The organism is Pseudomonas sp. PDM10 (assembly GCF_014852295.1).
Classification (GTDB): domain Bacteria; phylum Pseudomonadota; class Gammaproteobacteria; order Pseudomonadales; family Pseudomonadaceae; genus Aquipseudomonas.
Genome location: NZ_JACVBJ010000002.1, coordinates 307,125 through 328,240, shown reverse-complemented (window position 1 = coordinate 328,240; position 21,116 = coordinate 307,125). Strand labels below are relative to the sequence as shown.

Annotated in this window: 15 protein-coding genes; 7 read left to right on the top strand and 8 right to left on the bottom strand. The window is 58.7% G+C overall.

What is annotated here, in order from left to right; translation table 11 throughout:
- Positions 1–12 precede the first annotated feature (12 nt).
- From IB252_RS08020 to IB252_RS08000, 5 genes are all read left to right on the top strand, one after another.
- Entirely contained in the window at positions 13–1,587 is a 1,575-nt protein-coding gene (locus IB252_RS08020) for an ABC transporter ATP-binding protein (RefSeq protein ID WP_192408009.1), read from the top strand.
- Between the two features lie 56 nt (positions 1,588–1,643).
- Complete coding sequence (locus tag IB252_RS08015; protein WP_192408007.1) at positions 1,644–3,059, top strand: sigma-54 interaction domain-containing protein; 1,416 nt, start codon at positions 1,644–1,646, stop codon at positions 3,057–3,059.
- Positions 3,060–3,358: 299 nt separating this feature from the next.
- A complete protein-coding gene (locus IB252_RS08010; protein WP_192408005.1) occupies positions 3,359–4,750 on the top strand; it encodes a GntP family permease in 1,392 nt (463 codons plus the stop codon).
- 7 nt (positions 4,751–4,757) lie between these two features.
- Complete coding sequence (locus tag IB252_RS08005; RefSeq protein ID WP_192408003.1) at positions 4,758–5,543, top strand: 3-hydroxybutyrate dehydrogenase; 786 nt, start codon at positions 4,758–4,760, stop codon at positions 5,541–5,543.
- A 200-nt stretch (positions 5,544–5,743) separates the two neighbouring features.
- Positions 5,744–7,699, top strand: coding sequence for an acetoacetate--CoA ligase (locus tag IB252_RS08000; RefSeq protein ID WP_192408001.1), 1,956 nt, complete (start codon positions 5,744–5,746; stop codon positions 7,697–7,699).
- 19 nt (positions 7,700–7,718) lie between these two features.
- Here the strand turns inward: IB252_RS08000 and IB252_RS07995 are convergent, their stop codons facing one another.
- Positions 7,719–11,567, bottom strand: a complete 3,849-nt coding sequence (locus IB252_RS07995) for a hypothetical protein (protein ID WP_192407999.1) — start codon at positions 11,565–11,567, stop codon at positions 7,719–7,721.
- A gap of 135 nt (positions 11,568–11,702) precedes the next feature.
- Positions 11,703–12,812: a PilT/PilU family type 4a pilus ATPase gene (locus IB252_RS07990; RefSeq protein WP_192407997.1), complete on the bottom strand. Its 1,110-nt coding sequence runs from the start codon at positions 12,810–12,812 to the stop codon at positions 11,703–11,705.
- Positions 12,813–12,931: 119 nt separating this feature from the next.
- On the opposite strand from IB252_RS07990, the gene IB252_RS07985 reads away from it, so the two are divergent.
- Positions 12,932–15,469 (top strand): PAS domain S-box protein, encoded by a 2,538-nt coding sequence (locus IB252_RS07985; protein WP_192407995.1) that lies wholly within the window; start codon positions 12,932–12,934, stop codon positions 15,467–15,469.
- Positions 15,470–15,535: 66 nt separating this feature from the next.
- Positions 15,536–15,811: a peptidylprolyl isomerase gene (locus IB252_RS07980; RefSeq protein ID WP_007898282.1), complete on the top strand. Its 276-nt coding sequence runs from the start codon at positions 15,536–15,538 to the stop codon at positions 15,809–15,811.
- Between the two features lie 153 nt (positions 15,812–15,964).
- Here IB252_RS07980 and IB252_RS07975 read toward each other — a convergent pair whose 3' ends face one another.
- The 6 genes from IB252_RS07975 to IB252_RS07950 form a co-directional block, all read right to left on the bottom strand.
- Positions 15,965–16,900, bottom strand: coding sequence for a sugar kinase (locus tag IB252_RS07975; protein ID WP_192407993.1), 936 nt, complete (start codon positions 16,898–16,900; stop codon positions 15,965–15,967).
- Positions 16,901–17,040: 140 nt separating this feature from the next.
- Positions 17,041–18,258: an amino acid deaminase gene (locus tag IB252_RS07970; protein ID WP_192407990.1), complete on the bottom strand. Its 1,218-nt coding sequence runs from the start codon at positions 18,256–18,258 to the stop codon at positions 17,041–17,043.
- A 39-nt stretch (positions 18,259–18,297) separates the two neighbouring features.
- Positions 18,298–19,062, bottom strand: coding sequence for an IclR family transcriptional regulator (locus IB252_RS07965; protein WP_111449815.1), 765 nt, complete (start codon positions 19,060–19,062; stop codon positions 18,298–18,300).
- A gap of 143 nt (positions 19,063–19,205) precedes the next feature.
- Positions 19,206–19,595, bottom strand: a complete 390-nt coding sequence (locus IB252_RS07960; RefSeq protein ID WP_007898265.1) for a RidA family protein — start codon at positions 19,593–19,595, stop codon at positions 19,206–19,208.
- Positions 19,596–19,640: 45 nt separating this feature from the next.
- Complete coding sequence (locus tag IB252_RS07955) at positions 19,641–20,453, bottom strand: amino acid ABC transporter ATP-binding protein (protein WP_008150948.1); 813 nt, start codon at positions 20,451–20,453, stop codon at positions 19,641–19,643.
- The gene (locus IB252_RS07950) at positions 20,450–21,112 is read right to left on the bottom strand and encodes an amino acid ABC transporter permease (RefSeq protein WP_192407988.1); all 663 of its coding nucleotides are present in this window, start codon (positions 21,110–21,112) and stop codon (positions 20,450–20,452) included. Before IB252_RS07950 ends, IB252_RS07955 begins: the two co-directional genes overlap by 4 nt.
- Between the last annotated feature and the right edge of the window lie 4 nt (positions 21,113–21,116).

Genomic DNA, 21,116 nt, shown 5'->3' with positions numbered 1-21,116 from the left:
CGGACTGTTGATATGAGTAACAACCTGATCGAAATCCGTGACCTCAACGTGGCCTTCAGCGGCCAGACCGTGGTGCGCAACCTGTGCCTGGACATCCGCCCCGGCGAATGCCTGGCGCTGGTGGGCGAGTCGGGCTGCGGCAAGTCGGTGACCGCTCACTCGATCCTGCAACTGCTGCCCGAGACCGGCACCGAAACCACCGGCAGCATTCGCTACCGTGGCCAGGAGCTGGTCGGCGCTCCGACCAAGGTCTTGCGAGAGCTGCGGGGTGACCGCATCGCGATGATCTTCCAGGAGCCCATGACCTCGCTCAACCCATTGCACAGCATCGAAAAGCAGATCGGCGAAACCCTGCTGCTGCACAAGGGCCTGGCCGGTAAAGCGGCGCAAGCACGGATACTCGAGTTGCTGCATCTGGTGGGCATTCAGAAACCCGAAGAGCGGCTCAAGGCCTATCCCCATCAATTGTCCGGTGGCCAACGGCAACGGGTGATGATCGCCATGGCCCTGGCCTGCGAACCGGAGTTGCTGATCGCCGACGAACCGACCACCGCGTTGGACGTGACAGTGCAGCGCAAGATCCTGCTGCTGCTCAAATCCCTGCAGAAGCGACTCGGCATGTCGCTGCTGCTGATCAGCCACGACCTCAATCTGGTGCGCAGCATTGCCCAACGCGTCTGCGTGATGAAGGCCGGGGAAATCGTCGAGCAGGCACCTTGCGAAACACTGTTTACCGAACCGAAACATCCTTACAGCTGCGTCTTGCTGAACGCGGAACCGGAAGGTGAAGCGCTGCCCCGGGACGAGCGCGAGAACGTGCTTGAGGTAGATGACTTGCGGGTGCAGTTCGTCCTCGGTGGCGGGCTGTTCCAGCGCAAGACCTACCTGAAGGCCGTGGACGGCATCAGCCTCAACATTCAACGCGGCAAGACGCTGGGCATTGTGGGCGAATCCGGTTCCGGCAAGTCGACGCTGGGTCAGGCGATCCTGCGCTTGCTCGACTCCGAAGGCAGCATTCGCTTTCAGGGTGCAGCGCTGGACGGCCTGACGCAGAAGCAGTTGCGGCCGTGGCGCAAGAAAATGCAGGTGGTGTTCCAGGACCCGTTCGGCAGCCTCAGCCCGCGCATGTCCGTGGCGCAGATCATCAGTGAAGGCCTTGAGGTGCATAGCCAGTTGACGACTGACGAATGCAAAGCCGAAGTGATTCGGGCATTGCTGGAAGTCGGCCTCGACCCGCAAAGCCGTCATCGCTACCCGCACGAGTTTTCCGGCGGCCAACGCCAACGCATCGCCATCGCCCGGGCGCTGGTGCTGAAACCGGCGCTGATCCTGCTGGACGAACCGACCTCGGCGCTGGATCGCACGGTGCAAAAACAAGTGGTCGCCCTGCTCCGCCAACTTCAGGAAAAACATGGCCTGACGTATCTGTTTATCAGCCACGACCTGGCGGTGGTGCGCGCCCTGGCTCATGACATGATCGTGATCAAGGACGGCAAAGTGGTGGAAAGCGGTGCCAGCCACGACGTGTTTGAATCGCCGCAGCATCCGTATACCAAGGAGCTGTTGGCGGCGGCGCATCCGGGTTAAGACTTGAAACCGCGATTAGGCCTGCACAGACACTACACATTTTGGACATGACGCCCATGAACACCACCGAAAGCCTCAAGGACTACCAGCGCGTTCGCCTGCTGGCCATCCGTTCGCTGTTCGAGATCATCGAGCAGTCCAGCGAGGGCACGGTGATTGTCGACCGCGATGCGAACATCGTCTGGATGAACGAGCGCTATGCCCGGCGCTTTGGCCTGGAATCGGCGGAAGTGGCGATCGGCAAGGCCTGCGAAAGTGTGATCCCCGGCAGTCTGTTGCGCGAGGTGGTGCGCACCGGTCGGCCGATCCTGCTCGATATGCAGGACACCCCCAAAGAACCGCTGGTGGTGATGCGCCTGCCGATTCATGACGACGCCGGCGTGGTGATCGGCGCCATCGGGTTTGCGCTGTTCGACGAATTGCGCAGCCTCTCGCCGATGCTCAAGCGCTACATGAGTATGCAGGAAGAACTGGCATCCACCCGTTCGCTGTTGCGGGCGCGGCAGACCAAGTACAACTTCGCGCACTTTATCGGCACCAGCGCCGCCAGCCTCGAAGTCAAACGCCGTGCCCGACGCAGTGCGAGCGCCGAGTCCCCGGTGTTGCTGCTGGGTGAAACCGGCACCGGCAAAGAGCTGCTGGCTCAGGCGATCCACGGCGCTTCGCCGCGCGCGCACAAAGCCTTTGTCAGCATCAACAGTGCGGCGATTCCCGAATCGTTGCTGGAAGCGGAATTCTTCGGCACCGCACCCGGTGCGTTTACCGGCGCTGATCGCAAGGGCCGTGCCGGCAAGTTGCAGATCGCCCAAGGCGGCACCCTGTTTCTCGATGAAATCGGCGACATGCCGTTGCCCCTGCAAAGCAAACTGCTGCGGGTCCTGCAGGAAAAGGAATTCGAACCGGTGGGGTCCAACGAAGTGATCCAGAGCGATGTGCGGGTGATTGCCGCGACCTCCACGGATCTGGAAGCGGCGATCAAACGCGGCGAATTTCGCGCCGATCTGTATTACCGCCTCAACGTGCTGCCGATCCAGGTCCCGCCGCTGCGTGATCGACTCGATGACCTGCCAGCCCTCAGTGAAGCGATTCTGGAGGAGTTGCGCAGTCAGCACGAATTGAACCGCGAAGCCCTGGAACTGCTGGGTCAACATGCCTGGCCGGGGAACATTCGCGAGCTGCGCAATGTGCTGGAGCGTGCGGCGCTGCTCAGTGATGACTTGATGCTGAATGCCGCGGATATCCGCGCGGCGATTGGGACGTTCACACCGGTAGAACGCGTGGCGCCTGTCACGATTGAGCCGGTTGCGCATGAGACGTTCAGTGCGGCTCGGGAGCGGTTTGATCGGCAGTTGATTGAAGCGGCCCTTGCGCAATGCGGTGGGAAGGTTGTTGAAGCGGCGGCGCGGTTGGGGTTGGGACGGTCGACGTTGTACAAAAAGATGGTGGCGTTGGGGATTGCAGAGTCTCTATAAGGAGACATTGATCTCTATTGGTAGATTAGGGCCTCATCGCGGGCAAGCCTTGCTCCTACCGGATTGCGGCGCACACAAATCTAGCGACTGCCATACCCCCCTGTAGGAGCAAGGCTTGCCCGCGATGAGGCCCACCCAGCCACCAATATTCTCAAAACAGAGACAAAATTCGAGAACGCCTCTGAACACCGACAATATTTCTTTATATTTCAACTAGTTAGAAATCTGGCACGAAACTCGCTAAAGCCCTCTCCCACAACAGTTCCACCCTACAAAAATAACAATCCAGGAGACACACCATGAGTGTGATCATTGCCTTGGCAGCCCTCACGCTGCTAATGCTCGCGGCCTACCGTGGCTACAGCGTTATCCTCTTTGCCCCGATTGCCGCCCTCGGCGCCGTGCTGCTCACCGACCCTTCCGCCGTCGCCCCCGCTTTCACCGGGGTGTTCATGGAGAAAATGGTCGGCTTCATCAAACTGTATTTCCCGGTGTTCCTGCTCGGTGCCGTGTTCGGCAAGCTGATCGAGTTGTCGGGCTTTTCGCGCTCCATCGTCGCCGCGGCGATTCGCCTGCTCGGCACGCGTCAGGCGATGCTGGTGATCGTACTGGTCTGCGCCCTGCTGACTTACGGCGGCGTGTCGCTGTTCGTGGTGGTGTTCGCGGTCTACCCGTTTGCTGCTGAAATGTTCCGCCAGAGCAATATTCCCAAGCGTCTCATCCCGGCGACCATCGCCCTCGGCGCATTCTCGTTCACCATGGACGCTCTGCCCGGCACCCCGCAAATCCAGAACATCATCCCCAGCACCTTCTTCAACACCACCGCCTGGGCCGCGCCCTGGCTGGGCCTGATCGGCGCGATCTTCGTGGTCTGCGTCGGCATGCTGTTTCTGCAGCGCCAGCGCAACAAGGCCCAGCGCGCCGGTGAGGGTTATGGCACCGAGCTGCGCAACGAGCCGGAAACCGCTGCCGACATCAAATTGCCAAATCCATGGGTTGCACTGTCGCCGCTGCTGGCGGTGGGCATCATGAACCTGCTGTTTACCCAGTGGATTCCGCAGTGGTACGGCAAGACCCACAGCCTCGCGCTGCCGGGCATGGCCGCGCCGGTGACCACCGACATCGCCAAACTCACAGCGATCTGGGCCGTTCAAGCTGCATTGCTGGTGGGCATCATCATGGTGCTGGTGTTCGGCTTCCAGGCGATTCGCGGCAAGTTGGCTGAAGGCAGTCGAAGCGCGGTCAGCGGTTCGTTGCTGGCGGCGATGAACACCGCATCGGAATACGGCTTTGGTGCCGTAATCGCCTCCTTGCCGGGCTTCCTGGTATTGGCCGACTGGCTTAAAAGCATTCCCAATCCGCTGGTCAACGAAGCGATCACCGTGACCCTGCTGGCCGGCATCACCGGTTCTGCATCGGGTGGTATGAGCATTGCGCTGGCGGCCATGGCCAATGACTTCATCGCAGCGGCACACGCCGCCAACATCCCACTGGAAGTGCTGCACCGGGTGGCCGCGATGGCCAGTGGCGGCATGGACACTCTGCCGCACAACGGCGCGGTGATTACCTTGCTAGCGGTCACCGGCCTGACCCACCGTGAAGCCTACAAAGACATTTTCTGTATTACGCTGATCAAGACCCTGGCGGTTTTTGTGGTGATCGGCACTTTCTACGCCACTGGCATTGTGTGAGGTATTCATGACGACTCTTTCGGGCAAGACTGCACTGGTCACCGGTTCCACCAGCGGCATCGGCCTGGGGATAGCCCTCAGCCTGGCCAAGGCTGGCGCCAACCTGATCCTCAACGGTTTCGGCGATGCGTCCAAGGTGATTGCCGAGGTTGAGCTGCTCAATAACAAAAGCGGTGGCAAGGTCGGCCATCACCCGGCTGATGTGAGCAACCCTGAGCAAATCGCCGACATGATTGCCTACGCCGAGCGTGAGTTCGGCGGCGTGGACATCCTGGTCAACAACGCCGGTATTCAGCATGTGGCGCCGGTGGAAGAGTTCCCGGTGGAGCGCTGGGATTCGATCATTGCAATCAACCTGTCATCGGTATTCCACAGTTCCCGTTTGAGCCTGCCAGGCATGCGCGCCAAGGGTTGGGGACGGATCATCAACATCGCTTCGGTGCACGGCCAGGTTGGGTCGGTGGGCAAGGCGGCTTACGTGGCAGCCAAGCATGGGGTGATCGGTTTGACCAAGGTGGTCGGGCTGGAAACCGCCACCACCAATGTCACCTGCAACGCCATCTGCCCAGGTTGGGTGTTGACGCCACTGGTGCAGAAGCAGATTGATGACCGCATCGCCAAAGGGATCGACCCGCAACAGGCGCAACATGATTTGCTGGCCGAGAAGCAGCCTTCCCTGGAGTTTGTGACGCCGCCACAATTGGGCGAGCTGGTGCTGTTTTTGTGCAGCGAGGCCGGTAGTCAGGTGCGTGGCGCGGCGTGGAATATTGATGGTGGGTGGTTGGCGCAGTGATCAACCAGTAACCCTGTGGCGAGGGGATTTAGCGAAACGTCGCACCGCCCCGTTGGGTGGCGAAGCCGCCCCAAACCCGGCACCTCCGCTATGACTGACATTCCGAGAGCGCAGGATTTACGACTGCTTCGCAGCCGAACTGGGATAAATCCCCTCGCCACAAAAGGCCGACTGAATGCATTAACAAGAAGAGGCAAGCCATGTCCGACATCCTCTGGCAACCCAGCGCCAAGCGCATCGGCAAGACCCGCATGGAGGCCTTCCGGCGCTTCATCAATCAGCGACACAACCTCCACGTCGACGACTACCCTGCCTTGCATCAATGGTCCATCGATCAGCGCGAAGCGTTCTGGCAGGCTATCGTCGATTTCTTCGACATCCGTTTCCACGATCAACCGGACGCTGTACTGGTCGAGGGCGCGCAAATGCCTAGCGCCCAATGGTTTCCCGGCGCCACCCTGAACTTCGCCGAACACCTGATGCGCCGTCGTGACGATGCCGTGGCGGTCATTGCCATCGGCGAGAACGGCCAGCGTGAACACCTGACCTGGGCCGAACTGGCGGAGCATGTCGCCGGCTTTCAACAGAGCTTGATCGCCGCTGGCGTCGTCGTTGGCGACCGAGTGGCCGCGTGCATGCCCAATACCTGGCAAACCCTCGTGGCGATGCTCGCCACCACTAGCCTGGGGGCGATCTGGTCCTGCTCCTCACCGGACTTCGGCACCCAGGGCGTAATCGACCGTTTTGGCCAGATCGAGCCGACAGTGCTGATCACCTGCGCCGGTTACCGCTATACCGGCAAGGACATCGACCAGACTGCCAAGGTCAATGAAATCCTCGAGCGCTTGCCGTCCTTGCAGCAGTTGATTGTCGTGCCCTACGCCCGACCGCAAGCGCGCATCGAACATTTCCACACCCGGGCCAACGTGACGCTCTGGGATGATTTCTACGACGTGGGTGGCGAGCCGGATTTCGTCCCCGTGCCCTTTGCGCATCCGCTGTACATCCTCTATTCCAGCGGCACCACCGGCGTGCCGAAATGCATCATTCACAGCACCGGCGGCGTGTTGCTGCAACACGTCAAGGAACACGGATTGCATTGCGACCTCGGCCCCGGCGACCGCTTGTTCTACTACACCACCTGCGGCTGGATGATGTGGAACTGGCTGGTCTCGGCGCTGGCCGTGGACAGCACGGTGGTGCTGTACGACGGCTCGCCATTTCATCCAGGTCCCGAGCGTCTGATCGACCTGATCGACGACGAACGCATCAGTGTCTTCGGCACCAGCCCCAAGTACCTGGCGACCCTGGAAAGCAGCGGCATAAAACCTCGCGAAAGCCATGACCTGAGCAGCCTCAAAACCCTGCTGTGCACCGGCTCCGCGTTGTCGCCGCAGAGTTACGACTACGTCTACCGCGACCTCAAACCTGACCTGTGCCTGGCCTCGATGTCCGGCGGCACCGACATCGTTTCGTGTTTTGTGAACGGTAATCCGCTGCAACCGGTACGCCGTGGCGAGATACAAGGCAAAAGCCTGGGCATGGCGGTGGAAGTCTGGAACGACAATGGCCAGCCGGTGATTGGCGAAAAAGGTGAGCTGGTGTGCACCCGGCACTTCCCGGCAATCCCCATCGGGTTCTGGAATGACCCTCGGCAGGAAAAGCTTCGCGCCTCGTATTTCAGTCAGTTCCCCGGCGTCTGGGCCCAAGGCGATTACGCGGAACAATTGCCCCACGGCGGGATGATGATCCACGGACGCTCCGACGCCGTGCTCAACCCCGGGGGCGTGCGCATCGGCACCGCGGAAATCTACCGTCAGGTGGAGAAAATCCCACAGGTTCTGGACAGCGTGGCCATCGGTCAACAATGGCAGGATGACGTGCGGGTGGTGCTGTTCGTGCGATTGCGCGAGGGCGTCGAACTGGACGAAGCGCTGCAACAACAGATTCGCCAGGTCATCCGCGCCAACACCACACCGAGGCATGTGCCGGCGAAGATTGTTGCGGTGACCGATATACCGCGCACCATCAGCGGCAAAATCGTGGAACTCGCGGTGCGTAACGTGGTGCATGGCGAGAAAGTAAAAAACACTGATGCCTTGGCCAATCCCGAAGCGCTTGAGCAATTTCGGGATCGGCCGGAACTCGGCACTTAAACGATCGTGCGTGCGCGTGTTAACTCATGTGCGAACCTGGGCGCCTTCCACTGGTAGGTTTCGGCGCAATAGAGTTGTTCAGAGTGATCAGAACCGGCTGGTCAATCGCGCGCCCGGAGTTCGCTTCGAGCGCGCCGCGCAGGATGGACATATTGAGTTCATAAGCATTCCTGTCCGTATACAACTGGCTCAGCAGCGAGGTGGTCACCGCCAGTGAGTCAGCATTTTCAAAGGCCTTGGAACTGGCGTGACAGGCTGGGCCCTCATCTGTAACTGGCAGACGTCCCGACGCCAGGTTCAGCAGCGGCGCTACATCCAGCAACTGCCCTCTTTCGCCGTTGCGTCCGGCATCGCGGGCGTAGCTGACATCATCGGTCTGTGAAGCACCGTGGAACAACTCATGAATCAAGTCGTCTGCCACGACATCATGGTTGAAACCCAGGCCGATGAAGTGTTTGTTCAGATTGGGCGTATAGATTTCAATGAATTTCGTGTCGGATGGGTCTTGTGCGTCTTTCCACTGCTTGTACGCGTCCATGTTGAAAGCAGCAATGTTGTTAGTGGTCTTGAGTGGGTCGAGAAACATGTTACTGATGGAAAGACCTGCAAAGTCTGCCCTGACCAATCTCAGATAATTCAACAACCGTTCGAATGCATCGCCCGAGCTGCTTCCCATCAGCACCTTGATGATTGCGTTGCGTTCCTTCGTCAAGTCAAGACTGTTCAGGACGTTGATCGCGTTTTCGATTTTTGCACGCGCCAGCGGCAAGCTTTGCTCAATGAATTGCCGGGTATAGTTGAGAGGCAATGTCTTACTGAATCGCGGGAATTGAATCGGAGCCTGAAAGGTGAAGTTGTTCAGTTTTGGTCCCCAGGGTTTGCCCAATCGATCAAGGGCATACCATTGGCGAGCGTTACGCGTTGCTACCACCGTTAATGTGTCACCGGTTGCGCCAAGGGGTCGCCAGGTTCCCTGTCCGGTGGTATCGGCGCGATTGGCTGCGCGAATCAAGTCATAGGTTTTGTGCCGGCCATTGAGTTTTTGCAACTGGGACTGCGCCAGCCCGAGTATCTCTTGAGCCTGCCTGTTAAAGCGTAGCGCCCCCTTATGGACGAGTTTCCCGGCGCCGAACAATGCCGTAGGCACGCCATCCAGTGGGTTGATAAGGGAAACGGAGGTCACGAAGGCTAGCTTGGTCAGCTGGGCGGCTTTGGACGACAAGGAGACGGCCTTCGACGAAATGCTCAGCGCTTTGGCAGCCGCACCCGCGAAGGCCCCTCCCAAAGCAATGGCATCCATGGCACAACCATAGATCCCGTCGACCACCTTATTGTGTTCCCCAGAAGATAAATCCTCGATGCACTTTTTAAAGGGCACCACCAGATCCACGATGTAATCGGCAGTGTCGTTGCCCATTTTGCGCTGGCTTTCAAGCGCTGTCGGCACGGTGGCCATTGCTTCAACTTCAGAAAACTTGCGGAACGGGTGATTGTTCACGACGAACTCGGCGATTCTTACAAACTGCGGGTTGCCAAAATTCATATAAACACTCTGCGTGCGCGCTACCACAGACCTTGGTGCCGGGAGTTCACCCAACTTTTCAATAATCGCCATGTCGCTGCGTGCATGATGCTCAGCTGCAACCCCCTCCGTGTATTCCTTGAGAGTGATAGGCAACGCTTCCAGAGGCGTAGGTGCCACTTGCGCATTCAGATCGCCGTTAAAATCGATTCTGGAGCGACCCGAACATTTTCCTTTCGTGGTTATCAGCTTCCCGAGAACGTCGTTTTTCCGCAGTTCCCCTCTGAAGGTAAACAACTCATAGCAGGCAACCGTGTTTTCGTGGGTAGCGTACATAACAACGCCAAAGCGCCCTGTGACAGCATCTTTGCCTTGCTGGGTTTCGTAGTCGGTATCAAGCGTAAGCGGCCCCCCGAAACGGCGGGAAGATGTCTCTACCGCCGCACCGCGAAGGGTAAGGAAAGTGACCTTACCTTTCAGAAAGATTTCCAGATCAAAGGGAAGCATGTGTGACAGGGCCAACTTCACATTTGTGACCACCGCACTATTCAAATTCCCGAGATAGCCCCGCAATTGCCGGTGAAATTCGACATTGTTGGGCGCCAGGTACGACAACAGAGGAAAGCGTTTGTAAATGCTGAGTACGGAGGGATCGTGGAAGGTTGGCCTTTTGTAATGGGTCACACCGGCCAGCAAGTCAGGTGTCGTGACGTCGTCGGGAAAAACAGCGCGAAGATCCCACTGACCGCTCGCCAGGTCTCCCGACATATGCAAATCGACCATCGACATGGCGGTAGGTGAGGCATACAGGCCGGGGCGTTGATAGATAACTTTCTGGTCGAGGAAATCACAACCGGGTGCCACTTCTTCCAAGGCTTTCCGAGCGATGTCTTCTCTACTGGGCAAGGGATTGGAAACTACCCGCGCGAGATGGGTGAAGTGCTCTGTGTAATCCTCGAAAGCGGCAATAGCCCGCTCCGTCGTTTCCTTCGCCGCTTGAGTGAGTTCACTTGACTTGATAACACCATTCAACAACGCCCAGTCAACGATTGGATCGATCATTGCCAAATCCCGCAGACGGGATAGGGGCGAACTGACAGGCTCAAGTTCGACGTAAGCCATGATTTGCCCATAGGTCAGCACACGCGACGCCCCTTTCCTGACCGCCTCCACCAGCGCAACGCCACGGCAAAAGACCACCCAGGCAACCGAGCCCATCGTCAGCGACGATGGCACACCCTTGACCAGAAATTCCGGGGCAATTTCCGCCAGTAGCAGGTGCGATGCCATTGGGGCCAAGACAGGACTTACCCAGCCTTTGGTGCACAGAAAGGTTTCCAGCTCGTTGCGCACGACCAACGAAGATCGCTCGACATTGGTCGGTGCATACAAATCGAATCCGCCGATACTCTTTCTGCCTTGAGCTTTACCGAAGTCTGGATACAGCTCCAGCAAAATAGCCGTTATCAATAGTTGCTCAAGATCCTGTGCACAGACGTCTTGCCCGGTTGTTGCACCGAACCAGTCCAGTTCCTTCAGGAGGTTCCTGGCGCAGGCTTGGGCCACCGGATGCTTGACCAACTGAGCGATACGTTCGGCGACGTTATCGTGCGTTACAAAAGTACCACCCGTTTCGCGGTACAGTTTGTCCAGCAGCTTTTTGTCCGGAGCTATAAGTTTTGCAGTGGCCTGACGAACACCCGTAACTTGCTCGGCGGACAACACGACTAACGACTGGTTATCAGTAACAAGTTGACCCCAATAGTTACCCAGTTCGTCAACGACCGGATCAAACTCAAAAACATCAATCATATTCTTGGTTTGCGCAGCGTCCAACGGCACATGCAAATCGTGAAACCTGAGCCATTGTTCAACACCCACAACATCTGTCGCGTTTATAAAGCCACCGGCTTGCTTGGCGATATCCCCCAGTTCCCTGAGTCTACGGGGGACATCTGTTAAAGCATGCGCATTCACCTCGATTTTTTCCCAGCTCAGTGATGCATCCCTGTACAGCTCTATCGCACCATCTTCAGTCACACGAATCGTGTCTGAACTCTTGGGTCTATTTTCACGTAGCGCATCAAGCACGAATGAATTTTCGGTTAACTTATGCCATATAACGCGCCCGGGCATATGGATTTCATAAAGCGAAGACCCCTCTTCCAACCAAAACTCATACCCTTGCCACTCAAACAATTCATCTGAAGGTTGTTCTTCCAAGGCGTCCTTTAACAACTGCAATACCTTTAGCCGTTCTGCTTCATCTGCTTTTGAACGACGTTGTAATTCCTCAGGAGCAAAAACAGACGAATAAAAAAATTTACTTTTCAACGCAACACGCACAATACCACCTCATATATTTAAATGACTGACAATGCAGCAGGAACAAAGTCTTACTTTCCGGCACAAAACAAGCCAGCCAAAAACTATTAGATGGGATTTCATTACCTGCCAACTAACACCGAACAAAAAGAACAATCACTCCATTAATCCCCACTCACCAGAAGATGAATCAGGGGTAGAAGCGCCATTATTATTTAACTTAATCCGCAGTTTAAGATTATTGGCAGAATCGGCATTTTTCAGAGCTTCGTCTTCGCTGACAACACCTTCTTTCACTAATGCAAACAGCGCGTCATCGAAGGTCTGCATACCCAACTGCGCAGACTTTTCCATAATGTTTTTAAGTTCATCCAATTCATTGCGCCGGATCAGATCGCCAATGGTCGGCGTCCCGATCATCACTTCCACCGCCGCCCGTCGCTGACCATCCCGGGTGTGCACCAACCGTTGGGACACGAACGCCTTGAGGTTGTTGCCCAGGTCGTGAAGCAGCTGTGTCCGCCGTTCCTCGGGGAAGAAGTTGATGATGCGGTCCAGCGCCTGATGGGCGTTGTGGGCATGCAGGGTGGAAATCACCAGATGACCGGTATCGGCAAACGCCAGTGCATGCTCCATCGTTTCGCGGTCACGGATTTCGCCGATCAGCACCACGTCCGGTGCCTGGCGCAGGGTGTTCTTCAATGCGGCGTGAAAACTGCGGGTATCGACGCCGACCTCGCGCTGGTTGATGATCGACTTCTTGTGCCGATGGATGTACTCGACCGGGTCTTCGATGGTGATGATGTGGCCACTGCTGTGGCGATTGCGGTAGTCGATCAATGCCGCCAGCGAGGTAGACTTGCCCGAGCCGGTAGCGCCGACGAACAGCATCAGCCCTTGTTTGAGCATCACCGTCTCGAGCAGTACCGGCGGCAGTTTTAAGTTTTCGAAACGCGGAATGTCGAGCTTGATGTTGCGCGCCACGATCGACACATCATTGCGTTGTTTGAAGATATTGACCCGAAAGCGCCCGACACCCGTCAAAGAAATGGCCAGGTTCATCTCCAGCTCCCGATCGAACTCCAGACGCTGTTCGGCGTCCATGATGGACGCGGCAATGGCCGCGACTTCTCCCGGCTTGAACGGCTGATCAGCCAAGGGTTTAAGCACACCCTCGAAGCGTGCGCTGGGTGGCGCACCGGTGGACAGATAAAGATCGGAGCCATTCTGGCTGGCCAGGAGCCCTAACAGTGCATCGATTTCCATGGCAAAAAGCACCCGCGAAGCATTCAATGAATAAAAACGACCCAAACGGGTCTTCCAGCCTCTACTGCGGTACAAGGATAGTCGACACCGCCACACCGACTTAAGTGCAGGACATCTTGATGAACGCAACACCGACCGGCAGCGATGCCCAGGCCTTGATTGCCCGACTGGACTGGAGACTCAGCCCACTGGGCGCTGCCAGTACCTGGCCGCAAAGCCTGCGAACCGCCGTGGATATCGTGATTCATTCGCCGATGCCCATGCTGTTGCTGTGGGGGCCGCAGCTCACGCAGATCTACAACGACGGCTTCGCCCTGCTGTCCGGCAGCAAGCATCCACATGCATTCGGACAGCCGACACACCTGATCTGGCCAGAGTTAAAAGACTTCACCGACCCGATTTACAGCGCCGTCCTACAAGGACAGGTACGGACCTACAGCGAACAGCGCTTCACCTTGCAGCGTAATGGCCAGGATTCCGACTTCTGGCTGGACCTGACCTACAGCCCCATCCGCGATGAAAGCGCCCAGGTCGCCGGGATTCTGGTGACCGCCATCGAAACCAACGAACGCCGACGCATCGCCCTCGAACTCGAGCAGCGTTCGGCAGCCAGCCTCAAGGCTCAGCACGAAACCGAGGAACGCCTGCAACTGGCCCTCGCGGCCACCGACGCCGTGGGCACCTGGGACTGGGACATCAACGAAGACCGTTTCATTGCCGACGCCCACTTCGCCCAGTTACACGGTATCGACCCGCTGCTCGCCAATCAGTTGCCCATCAGCGCCTACCTTCAAGGCGTGCACCCGCAAGACCGCGCCATGGTCGCCCGCAGCATCAAGCACTCCATCACCCACGGCACCGAGTACGCCGAGGAATATCGCCTGCTGCAAGCCGACGGTCAGTTGCGCTGGGTGTTCGCCCGGGGTCGTTGCTACAAGGACCACCATGGCCGGCCGATCCGCTTCCTCGGCGCCGCCCTGGACCTGACCGAGCGCAAACACACAGAACAAGCCTTGCGGCAAAGTCAGACCGAGCTGCAACTGATCATCAACGCCATGCCGATCCTGATCAGCTACGTGGACAGCGAGGAACGCTTTCGCCTGAACAATGCGGCCTACCTCGACTGGTACGGGCTGACGCCTCAGGAGCTCTTTGGCAAAACCATCCGTGAAGTACTGGGTGAAGAAGCCTATGCATTGCGCGCCGAATTCATCGCCCAGGCGCTGTCCGGCAAGGCTTGTTGTTTCAGCATTAGCACCCCGCACCGGGACGGCAGCATTCGCCATGCGCTGATGAACTACTTGCCGCGCCATGGCGCGGATGGTGCGGTCAATGGTTTCTATATCTTTGTAATTGACGAAACCGAGCGCAAACAGACTGAAGAAGCCCTGCGCAATCTCAACGAAACGCTTGAGGAGCGAGTCGCCGCCCGCACCCAACAATTGGCGCAAGCCAACCAGCGACTGCAGAACGAGATGTTCGAACGTGAACGCGCCGAAGAAGCATTGCGGCATGCGCAGAAGATGGAAGCGCTCGGCCAGCTCACCGGCGGCATCGCCCATGACTTTAACAATATGCTCACCGGGATCATCGGCAGCCTCGACTTGATGCAGCGCTACATCGCCGACGGGCGCGCCGCCGAGGTAGGGCGTTTCAGCGAGGCGGCAGTGTCCTCGGCCAACCGCGCCGCCGCCCTGACCCATCGCCTGCTGGCGTTTTCCCGGCGTCAGTCACTGGACCGCAAGCCACTGAACGCCAATGATCTGATCCATTCCCTGGAAGATCTGCTCAGCCGGACCAAGGGCGACCACATCGAGCTCAAACTGCAACTGGCCGATGACGTGTGGCCGGTCAGCACCGACGTCAGCCAGCTGGAAAATGCCCTGCTCAATCTGGTGATCAACGCCCGGGACGCCATGCCCGATGGCGGCGAGTTGCGGATTGAAACCGCCAACGTTTACCTCGACAGCAGTGACATCAACACCCTGGAACCGGTCAAGGCCGGTGATTATCTGATGATTGCCGTCAGCGACAACGGTACCGGCATGACCCCGTCGGTGCTGGCCAAGGCTTTCGACCCATTCTTCACCACCAAACCCATCGGCCAGGGCACCGGTCTTGGGCTGTCGATGATTTATGGTTTTGCTCAACAATCGGGCGGGCATGTCAGCCTGTTCAGCTTGCCGGGCCAGGGCACCAGCGTTCGTCTGTACCTGCCGCGGCTGCACGACGCAGAGCCCGAAAACATCCTGATGCCGGTCACCAGCGAAGCCCCGGCCGCGATTGCCGGTGAAACCGTGGTGTTGGTGGAGGACGACCCGGCGGTGCGCATGCTGGTGCTCGACCTGCTCAACGAGCTGGGTTATCACGCCCATGAAGCCGAAGACGCGAAGACCGCCCTGCCCCTGCTGGAGTCCGACCTGCGGGTCGATTTGCTGGTCACCGATGTCGGGCTGCCGGGGATGAACGGTCGGCAACTGGCAGAGATTGCGCGCCAGCACCGCCCCGAGCTCAAAGTGCTGTTCATGACCGGTTACGCGGAAAAAGCCACCGAGCGCCAGGGTTTCCTGGAAGAAGGCATGGACATGGTGGCCAAGCCCTTTTCCATGGACCTGTTGGCCAACAAGATTCGCGCGATGATCGGCCAACCGGACTGAGTTAAGGCATAATCGCGCGCCCCACGCTGGCACCCACATAGCCACCACCGTTGCAAGGTACCGCCCATGAAAGCTCAAGCCCGCCATATTCTGGTGAAAACCTCAGAAGAAGCCGAACAGCTCAAACAACGCATCGCCAAGGGCGAAGCCTTCGATGTGCTGGCCAAGAAGTATTCCACCTGCCCGTCCGGCAAGCGCGGCGGCGACCTGGGCGAAGTGCGGCCCGGACAGATGGTCGGCGTCATCGATGCAGTGATTTTCAAAAAACCGTTGCGCGTGGTGCATGGACCGATTAAGAGCAAGTTTGGCTATCACCTGGTGCAGGTGTTTTACCGGGATTGAGGGGTTTGGCTGAGGGCCCTGTGGCGAGGGGATTTATCCCCGTTGGACCGCGCAGCAGTCCCATTTTTTGGGGCCGCTGCGCGACCCAACGGGGATAAATCCCCTCACCACAGAATCCCCTCATCACAGAATCTCCTCACCATAGAGATTGCATCATGTTCTTGGGATCAGCGCCCCCGGCACCTGAATCACCCGACTCGCCAACCGATGCCCTGCTTCAGCCGCCTCAACCGGGCTGCCTCCTTTCAGGCGACTGGCCAAATACGCCGCGCTGAACGAATCCCCCGCCGCCGTGGTGTCCACCACCCGCTCGACCACCTGCGCTGGCACTTCAAACGACTCGCCATCACAACGAATCAGACACGCCTCGGCGCCACGCTTGAGTACCACTTCAGGCGTGCCCATCTGCTCGTAAGCGGCAAACACCGCCTTGCAATCGGAAAAATCAAACAGCGCCTGCTCGTCATCAACGGTCAGCAACGCGAGGTCGACATAGGGCAGAACGCTGCGATAGGCCGCTCGCGCGTCCTCGATCGACGTCCACAAACGTGGCCGGTAGTTGTTGTCGAACACGATCCGCGCATCCCGCTGCCGGGCTTCGATCAGGGTTTCCAGTAACTTTTCCCGACCTTGCGCGCCGAGCACCGCCAGGGTGATGCCGCTGAAATACAGCACATCGTAATCCGGCAGTGCCGCCAGGATCGGCGCGGCGGCCGGGGTGGTGAAACAATCGCGGACTGCCGCTTCGTTACGCCAGTAGAGAAAGCGCCGCTCGCCGGCAGCGTCAGTCTGGATGCAATACAAGCCGGGCAAGCGGCCGGGCAAGCGCTGGACCATGCCCAGCCCGATGTTTTCGTCGGCCCAGCTCTGGCACATGGCATCGCTGAAACTGTCGTCACCCAGGGCGGTGACGTAATCCACCGTGCCGCCCTCACCCAGCTCCCGGGACAGGTAGACCGCCGTGTTCAAGGTATCGCCGCCGAAACTCTGTTGCAGGCTGCCGTCGGCGCGTTGCTGCAACTCGATCATGCATTCGCCGATCAGGGCGATGCGCGGGGTGTTGGGGCCGAGGGTGCTGATGGTGTTCATTGATGTGGTGTCTCTGGTGTTTCGGTGGTGTCTGGCCGGACGTCTTCGCGAGCAAGCCCGCTCCCACAGGGGTCTTGTGAACACCGGAGATCCAGTGTGGGAGCGGGCTTGCTCGCGAAGGCCGCGCCTCGGTCTAAACCTTAGAAACAGGTTTCCATGGTTTCGATGACATTCAGCTGCTCATCCACCAGACACCCGATACGCCACTTGTCGAACGTCAGGCACGGGTGCGAAGTACCAAAGGAAATAATGTCCCCCACCCGCAACTCGACTCCCGGCGCCACGGTCATGAACGCATGCTGGTCCATCACTGCCGTGACCTTGCAGGCGCTGACATCGTCGCCCTTCGCCGGCACCACGCCCGCCTTGTAACGCAACAGCGGCACCGGCAACCCGGCGTCGTAGGCCACGTCGCGTTTACCCAGGGCGATCACCGCAAAACCCGGTTCCGGCAACGACTGCACGTGAGCCCAGACTTCCAGCGCCGGGCGCAGGCCTTCGTGCAGGTCGCTGCGGCGGTCGAGCACGCAGCATTGCGCTTCTTTGTAGATGCCATGGTCGTGAGCTACGTAGCTGCCGGGACGCAGCACGCTGAGGAAACGCCCGCCGGCGTTCTGCGTTTCGAAGGACTCAGCGATCAGGTCATACCAGGCCGAACCCGACGCAGTGATGATCGGCTTGGGAATGGCGAACGCGCCGCTGTCCTGCAATTGCACGGCCAGGCGCACCAGAGAATCAGCGAACGCACGGATGCCGCTCACCGCGTGATCGCCGTGAATCACCCCTTCGTAGCCTTCGATCCCGGTCAGCGCCAGGGCCGGTTGTGCCGCAATGGCTTTGGCCAGCGCGACCACTTCGTCTTCCGTGCGGCAACCGCAACGACCGCCAACCACGCCGTACTCGATCATCACGTTCAAGCGCACACCGCGGGAGGCGAAATACGCGCCGAGGTCAGCGACGTTGTCCGGGTGATCGACCATGCAATGGAAGTCGAAAGCCGGGTCCGTCAGCAGATCGGCGATCAACGCCATGTTCGGCGTGCCGACCAATTGGTTCGCCATCAGCACCCGATGCACGCCATGGGCGTAAGCCGCGCGGGTTTGCGTGGCGCTGGCCAGGGTAATGCCCCAGGCACCGGCGTCCAGTTGGCGGCGAAACAGCGCCGGGGTCATGCTGGTTTTGCCGTGGGGCGCCAGTTCAGCGCCGCTGTTGCTGACAAAGTCCTGCATCCAGCGAATGTTGTGTTCCAGGGCTTCGCGGTGCAGCACCAGCGCAGGCAGGCTGACGTCACGCACCAGATTGGCGCCTGTGTGGGCAAAGCCCTTTTCCACGGTGGCAGTATTTTTGGCAGAAAACATGGTCGAACTCCTCACATTCGCGGCCGCAGGCAGCCGCTGTTATTCGTTGATGCGACGGGCCAGGCTATTGGCACTGTCAATCAGCACCCGGCGGTAGTCGTTGTAATTGTTCTTGGCATCGGCCCGTGGGGCGACGATGCACAGGGTCGCAATGGCCACGCCGTTCGGGTCTTTGACCGGGGCGGCGAAGCAATGGGTAAAGGTGTCCGCAACGCTATCGAAGGAGAAGAAGCCATCGATAGCTGCCTGACGAATCTCCTGGAGAAATTGCTCCAGCGGCAGACGCTCGCCATTGGGCAGGATGAAATCGTCGTGGTCGATCAGGTCGACGATTTCCTGGTCGCTCAAGTGCGCCAGCAACAGGCGCCCGGAAGCGGTCCAGGGGATCGGCGCGTTCTCGCCGATGTCCGAGGAAATGCGGAAATGCCGCTCGCCCTCTTTCATCAAAGCCACGGTGTATTTTCGTCCGTTGAGCAGGCACATCTGCGCGGTTTCGCGGGTCTGGCTGACGATCTCCTGCAAGGCATGATCAGCCTCGCGGGTCAGGTCGAAATGGCGTAAATGTGCCTGCCCGAGGAAGTACAGCTGACGGCCGAGGTAGACGTGACCGTCCTTGCCCACGGCCTCCAGAATCCGTCGCTCCAGCAGCGAGGCAACCAATTCGTAGACCGTGGATTTCGGGCTGCCGATGCCGCTGGCGATTTCGTTCGGGCGCAGGGGCTTGCCGACTTCCTTGAGGAAATCGAGGATATCGAACGCCCGGTCCAGACCGCGAGCCCGGCGCTTGATGGTGTCTTCGGTCATTTCATTGGTTCCCATAAAAGTGCCGGGAGTTTAACCAGAGTGCAGCGGCGACCGTTAGGCCGCCATCGCTAGCAGGCTAGCTCCCACATTTGGAATGCGTTTCCCTGTGGGAGCTAGCCTGCTAGCGATGAAGTCACCGCGGTTCAGGCCTTTTTCTTGTACGCGATGCAATCGATCTCGACCTTGCAATCGACCATCATGTTCGCCTGCACACAGGCTCGGGCCGGGGCGTGTTCGCTTTTGAAGTATTCGGAGAACACCTTGTTGAAACTCCAGAAATCCCGCGGGTCTTCCAGCCACACACCGGTGCGCACTACATCTTCGAGGCCATAACCCGCCTCTTCGAGAATCGCGATCAAATTCTTCATGGTCTGGTGAGTCTGTTCGACGATGCCACCCACAATGATTTCGCCATCCAGCGCCGGTACTTGCCCAGACACATGCAGCCAGCCATCGGCTTCAACGGCGCGGGCGAAAGGACGGGGCTGGCCGCCACCGGCGGTGCTGCCGGTGCCGTAACGAGTAATGCTCATGAGTGTTTCTCCTGATTGAAAAGTGAAAATGCTTTTGAAAAGAAATCAGAACCGCGTGTTCTTGAGAAACTCCGCCAGACGCGGTGATTGCGGGCGTTCGAACAGTTCCTTGGGTGGCCCCTGCTCTTCGATCCGCCCCTGATTCATGAAAACGATCTTGTCCGAGACTTCAAACGCAAACCGCATTTCGTGGGTCACCAACAGCATGGTCATGCCGTCCTCGGCCAGGCCTTTGATCACACTCAGCACTTCGCCCACCAGTTCCGGATCGAGGGCCGAAGTGACTTCGTCGAACAGCATCAGGCTCGGGTTCATCGCAATCGCCCGGGCAATCGCCACACGCTGCTGCTGACCACCGGACAACTGACCGGGGAAGTGATCGCGACGTTCCAGCAAGCCGACCCGTTCCAGCCATTTTTCCGCCAGGGCCACCGCTTCATCCTTGTGCAGCTTTTTGACCTTGAGCAAGCCGAGGGTGACGTTCTGCAACGCCGTGAGGTGCGGAAACAGGTTGAACTGCTGGAACGCCATGCCGGTCATGGCCCGATGCCGGGCGATGACTTTTTCCGGGTGACGCACGCGCTTGCCGTTGACCTCGTCATAACCGATGGACTCGCCATCGAGCATGATCTGCCCGCCCTGGAACTCTTCGAGCATGTTCACGCAGCGCAGCAGCGTGGTCTTGCCCGAACCGCTGGAACCGATCAACGTCACGACGTTGCCGCGCTGCATTGTCAGGTCCACACCCTTGAGCACTTCGAGTTGGCCGTACTTTTTGTGCAACCCGCGAATGTCCAGCAAGGGCTGATCGTTTTGAGCGTTGGCGTCTTTTGCGTTAGAGAGTTGAGGTTGAGTCATGGCAAGGCCACCCGCTTTTCAATGTGCCGGCCGAGTAATTCGATGGCGTAGTTGATGACGAAAAACAGCAATCCGGCGAACAGGTAAAACTCGAGGGTCATGAAAGTCCGGGCGATGATCTGTTGCGTGCTGAGCAACAACTCAGCGACACCGATCACCGACAACAGCGTCGAAGCCTTGACGATCTCGGTGGACGAGTTGACCCAGGTCGGCAAGATCTGCCGCAACGCCTGAGGCAACAACACGTAACCGAGTGCTTGATAAAACGTCAGGCCGATGGCCTTGCTCGCTTCCATCTGACCACTGGGCAACGCTTGCAACGCGCCGCGCACAATCTCGGCGACGTGGGAGCCGCAAAACAGCGTCAGCCCCAACGCACCAGCCTGAAACGCACTGATCTGCCAGCCCAGCGCTGGCGCCATATAGAAGCAGGCCAGCACTAATACAAACACCGGCGTGCCGCGAATGATGTCGACGTAAAACCGAAACGGAGCGCGCATCCAGAACTTGCCGTAGGTCAGCACCAGGCCGGCGACGATGCCGACTATCGTGCCCAGCAGAATCGCCAGGGCCGAGACCTGCACACTGGTCAAAAAGCCTTGCCACAGCACTTCCCGGGCAACCCACAACTCATGCAACCAACTGGGGGATTCGTACATGTGG

Coding starts and splice junctions, on each gene's coding strand:
- IB252_RS08020 (WP_192408009.1), top strand. CDS start 13: ATGAGTAACAACCTGATCGAAATCCGTGACCTCAACGTGGCCTTCAGC.
- IB252_RS08005 (WP_192408003.1), top strand. CDS start 4,758: ATGACGACTCTTTCGGGCAAGACTGCACTGGTCACCGGTTCCACCAGC.
- IB252_RS07970 (WP_192407990.1), bottom strand. CDS start 18,258: ATGTTTTCTGCCAAAAATACTGCCACCGTGGAAAAGGGCTTTGCCCAC.
- IB252_RS07955 (WP_008150948.1), bottom strand. CDS start 20,453: ATGACTCAACCTCAACTCTCTAACGCAAAAGACGCCAACGCTCAAAAC.
- IB252_RS07985 (WP_192407995.1), top strand. CDS start 12,932: ATGAACGCAACACCGACCGGCAGCGATGCCCAGGCCTTGATTGCCCGA.
- IB252_RS07965 (WP_111449815.1), bottom strand. CDS start 19,062: ATGACCGAAGACACCATCAAGCGCCGGGCTCGCGGTCTGGACCGGGCG.
- IB252_RS07950 (WP_192407988.1), bottom strand. CDS start 21,112: ATGTACGAATCCCCCAGTTGGTTGCATGAGTTGTGGGTTGCCCGGGAA.
- IB252_RS08000 (WP_192408001.1), top strand. CDS start 5,744: ATGTCCGACATCCTCTGGCAACCCAGCGCCAAGCGCATCGGCAAGACC.
- IB252_RS07990 (WP_192407997.1), bottom strand. CDS start 12,812: ATGGAAATCGATGCACTGTTAGGGCTCCTGGCCAGCCAGAATGGCTCC.
- IB252_RS08010 (WP_192408005.1), top strand. CDS start 3,359: ATGAGTGTGATCATTGCCTTGGCAGCCCTCACGCTGCTAATGCTCGCG.
- IB252_RS07980 (WP_007898282.1), top strand. CDS start 15,536: ATGAAAGCTCAAGCCCGCCATATTCTGGTGAAAACCTCAGAAGAAGCC.
- IB252_RS07960 (WP_007898265.1), bottom strand. CDS start 19,595: ATGAGCATTACTCGTTACGGCACCGGCAGCACCGCCGGTGGCGGCCAG.
- IB252_RS07975 (WP_192407993.1), bottom strand. CDS start 16,900: ATGAACACCATCAGCACCCTCGGCCCCAACACCCCGCGCATCGCCCTG.
- IB252_RS08015 (WP_192408007.1), top strand. CDS start 1,644: ATGAACACCACCGAAAGCCTCAAGGACTACCAGCGCGTTCGCCTGCTG.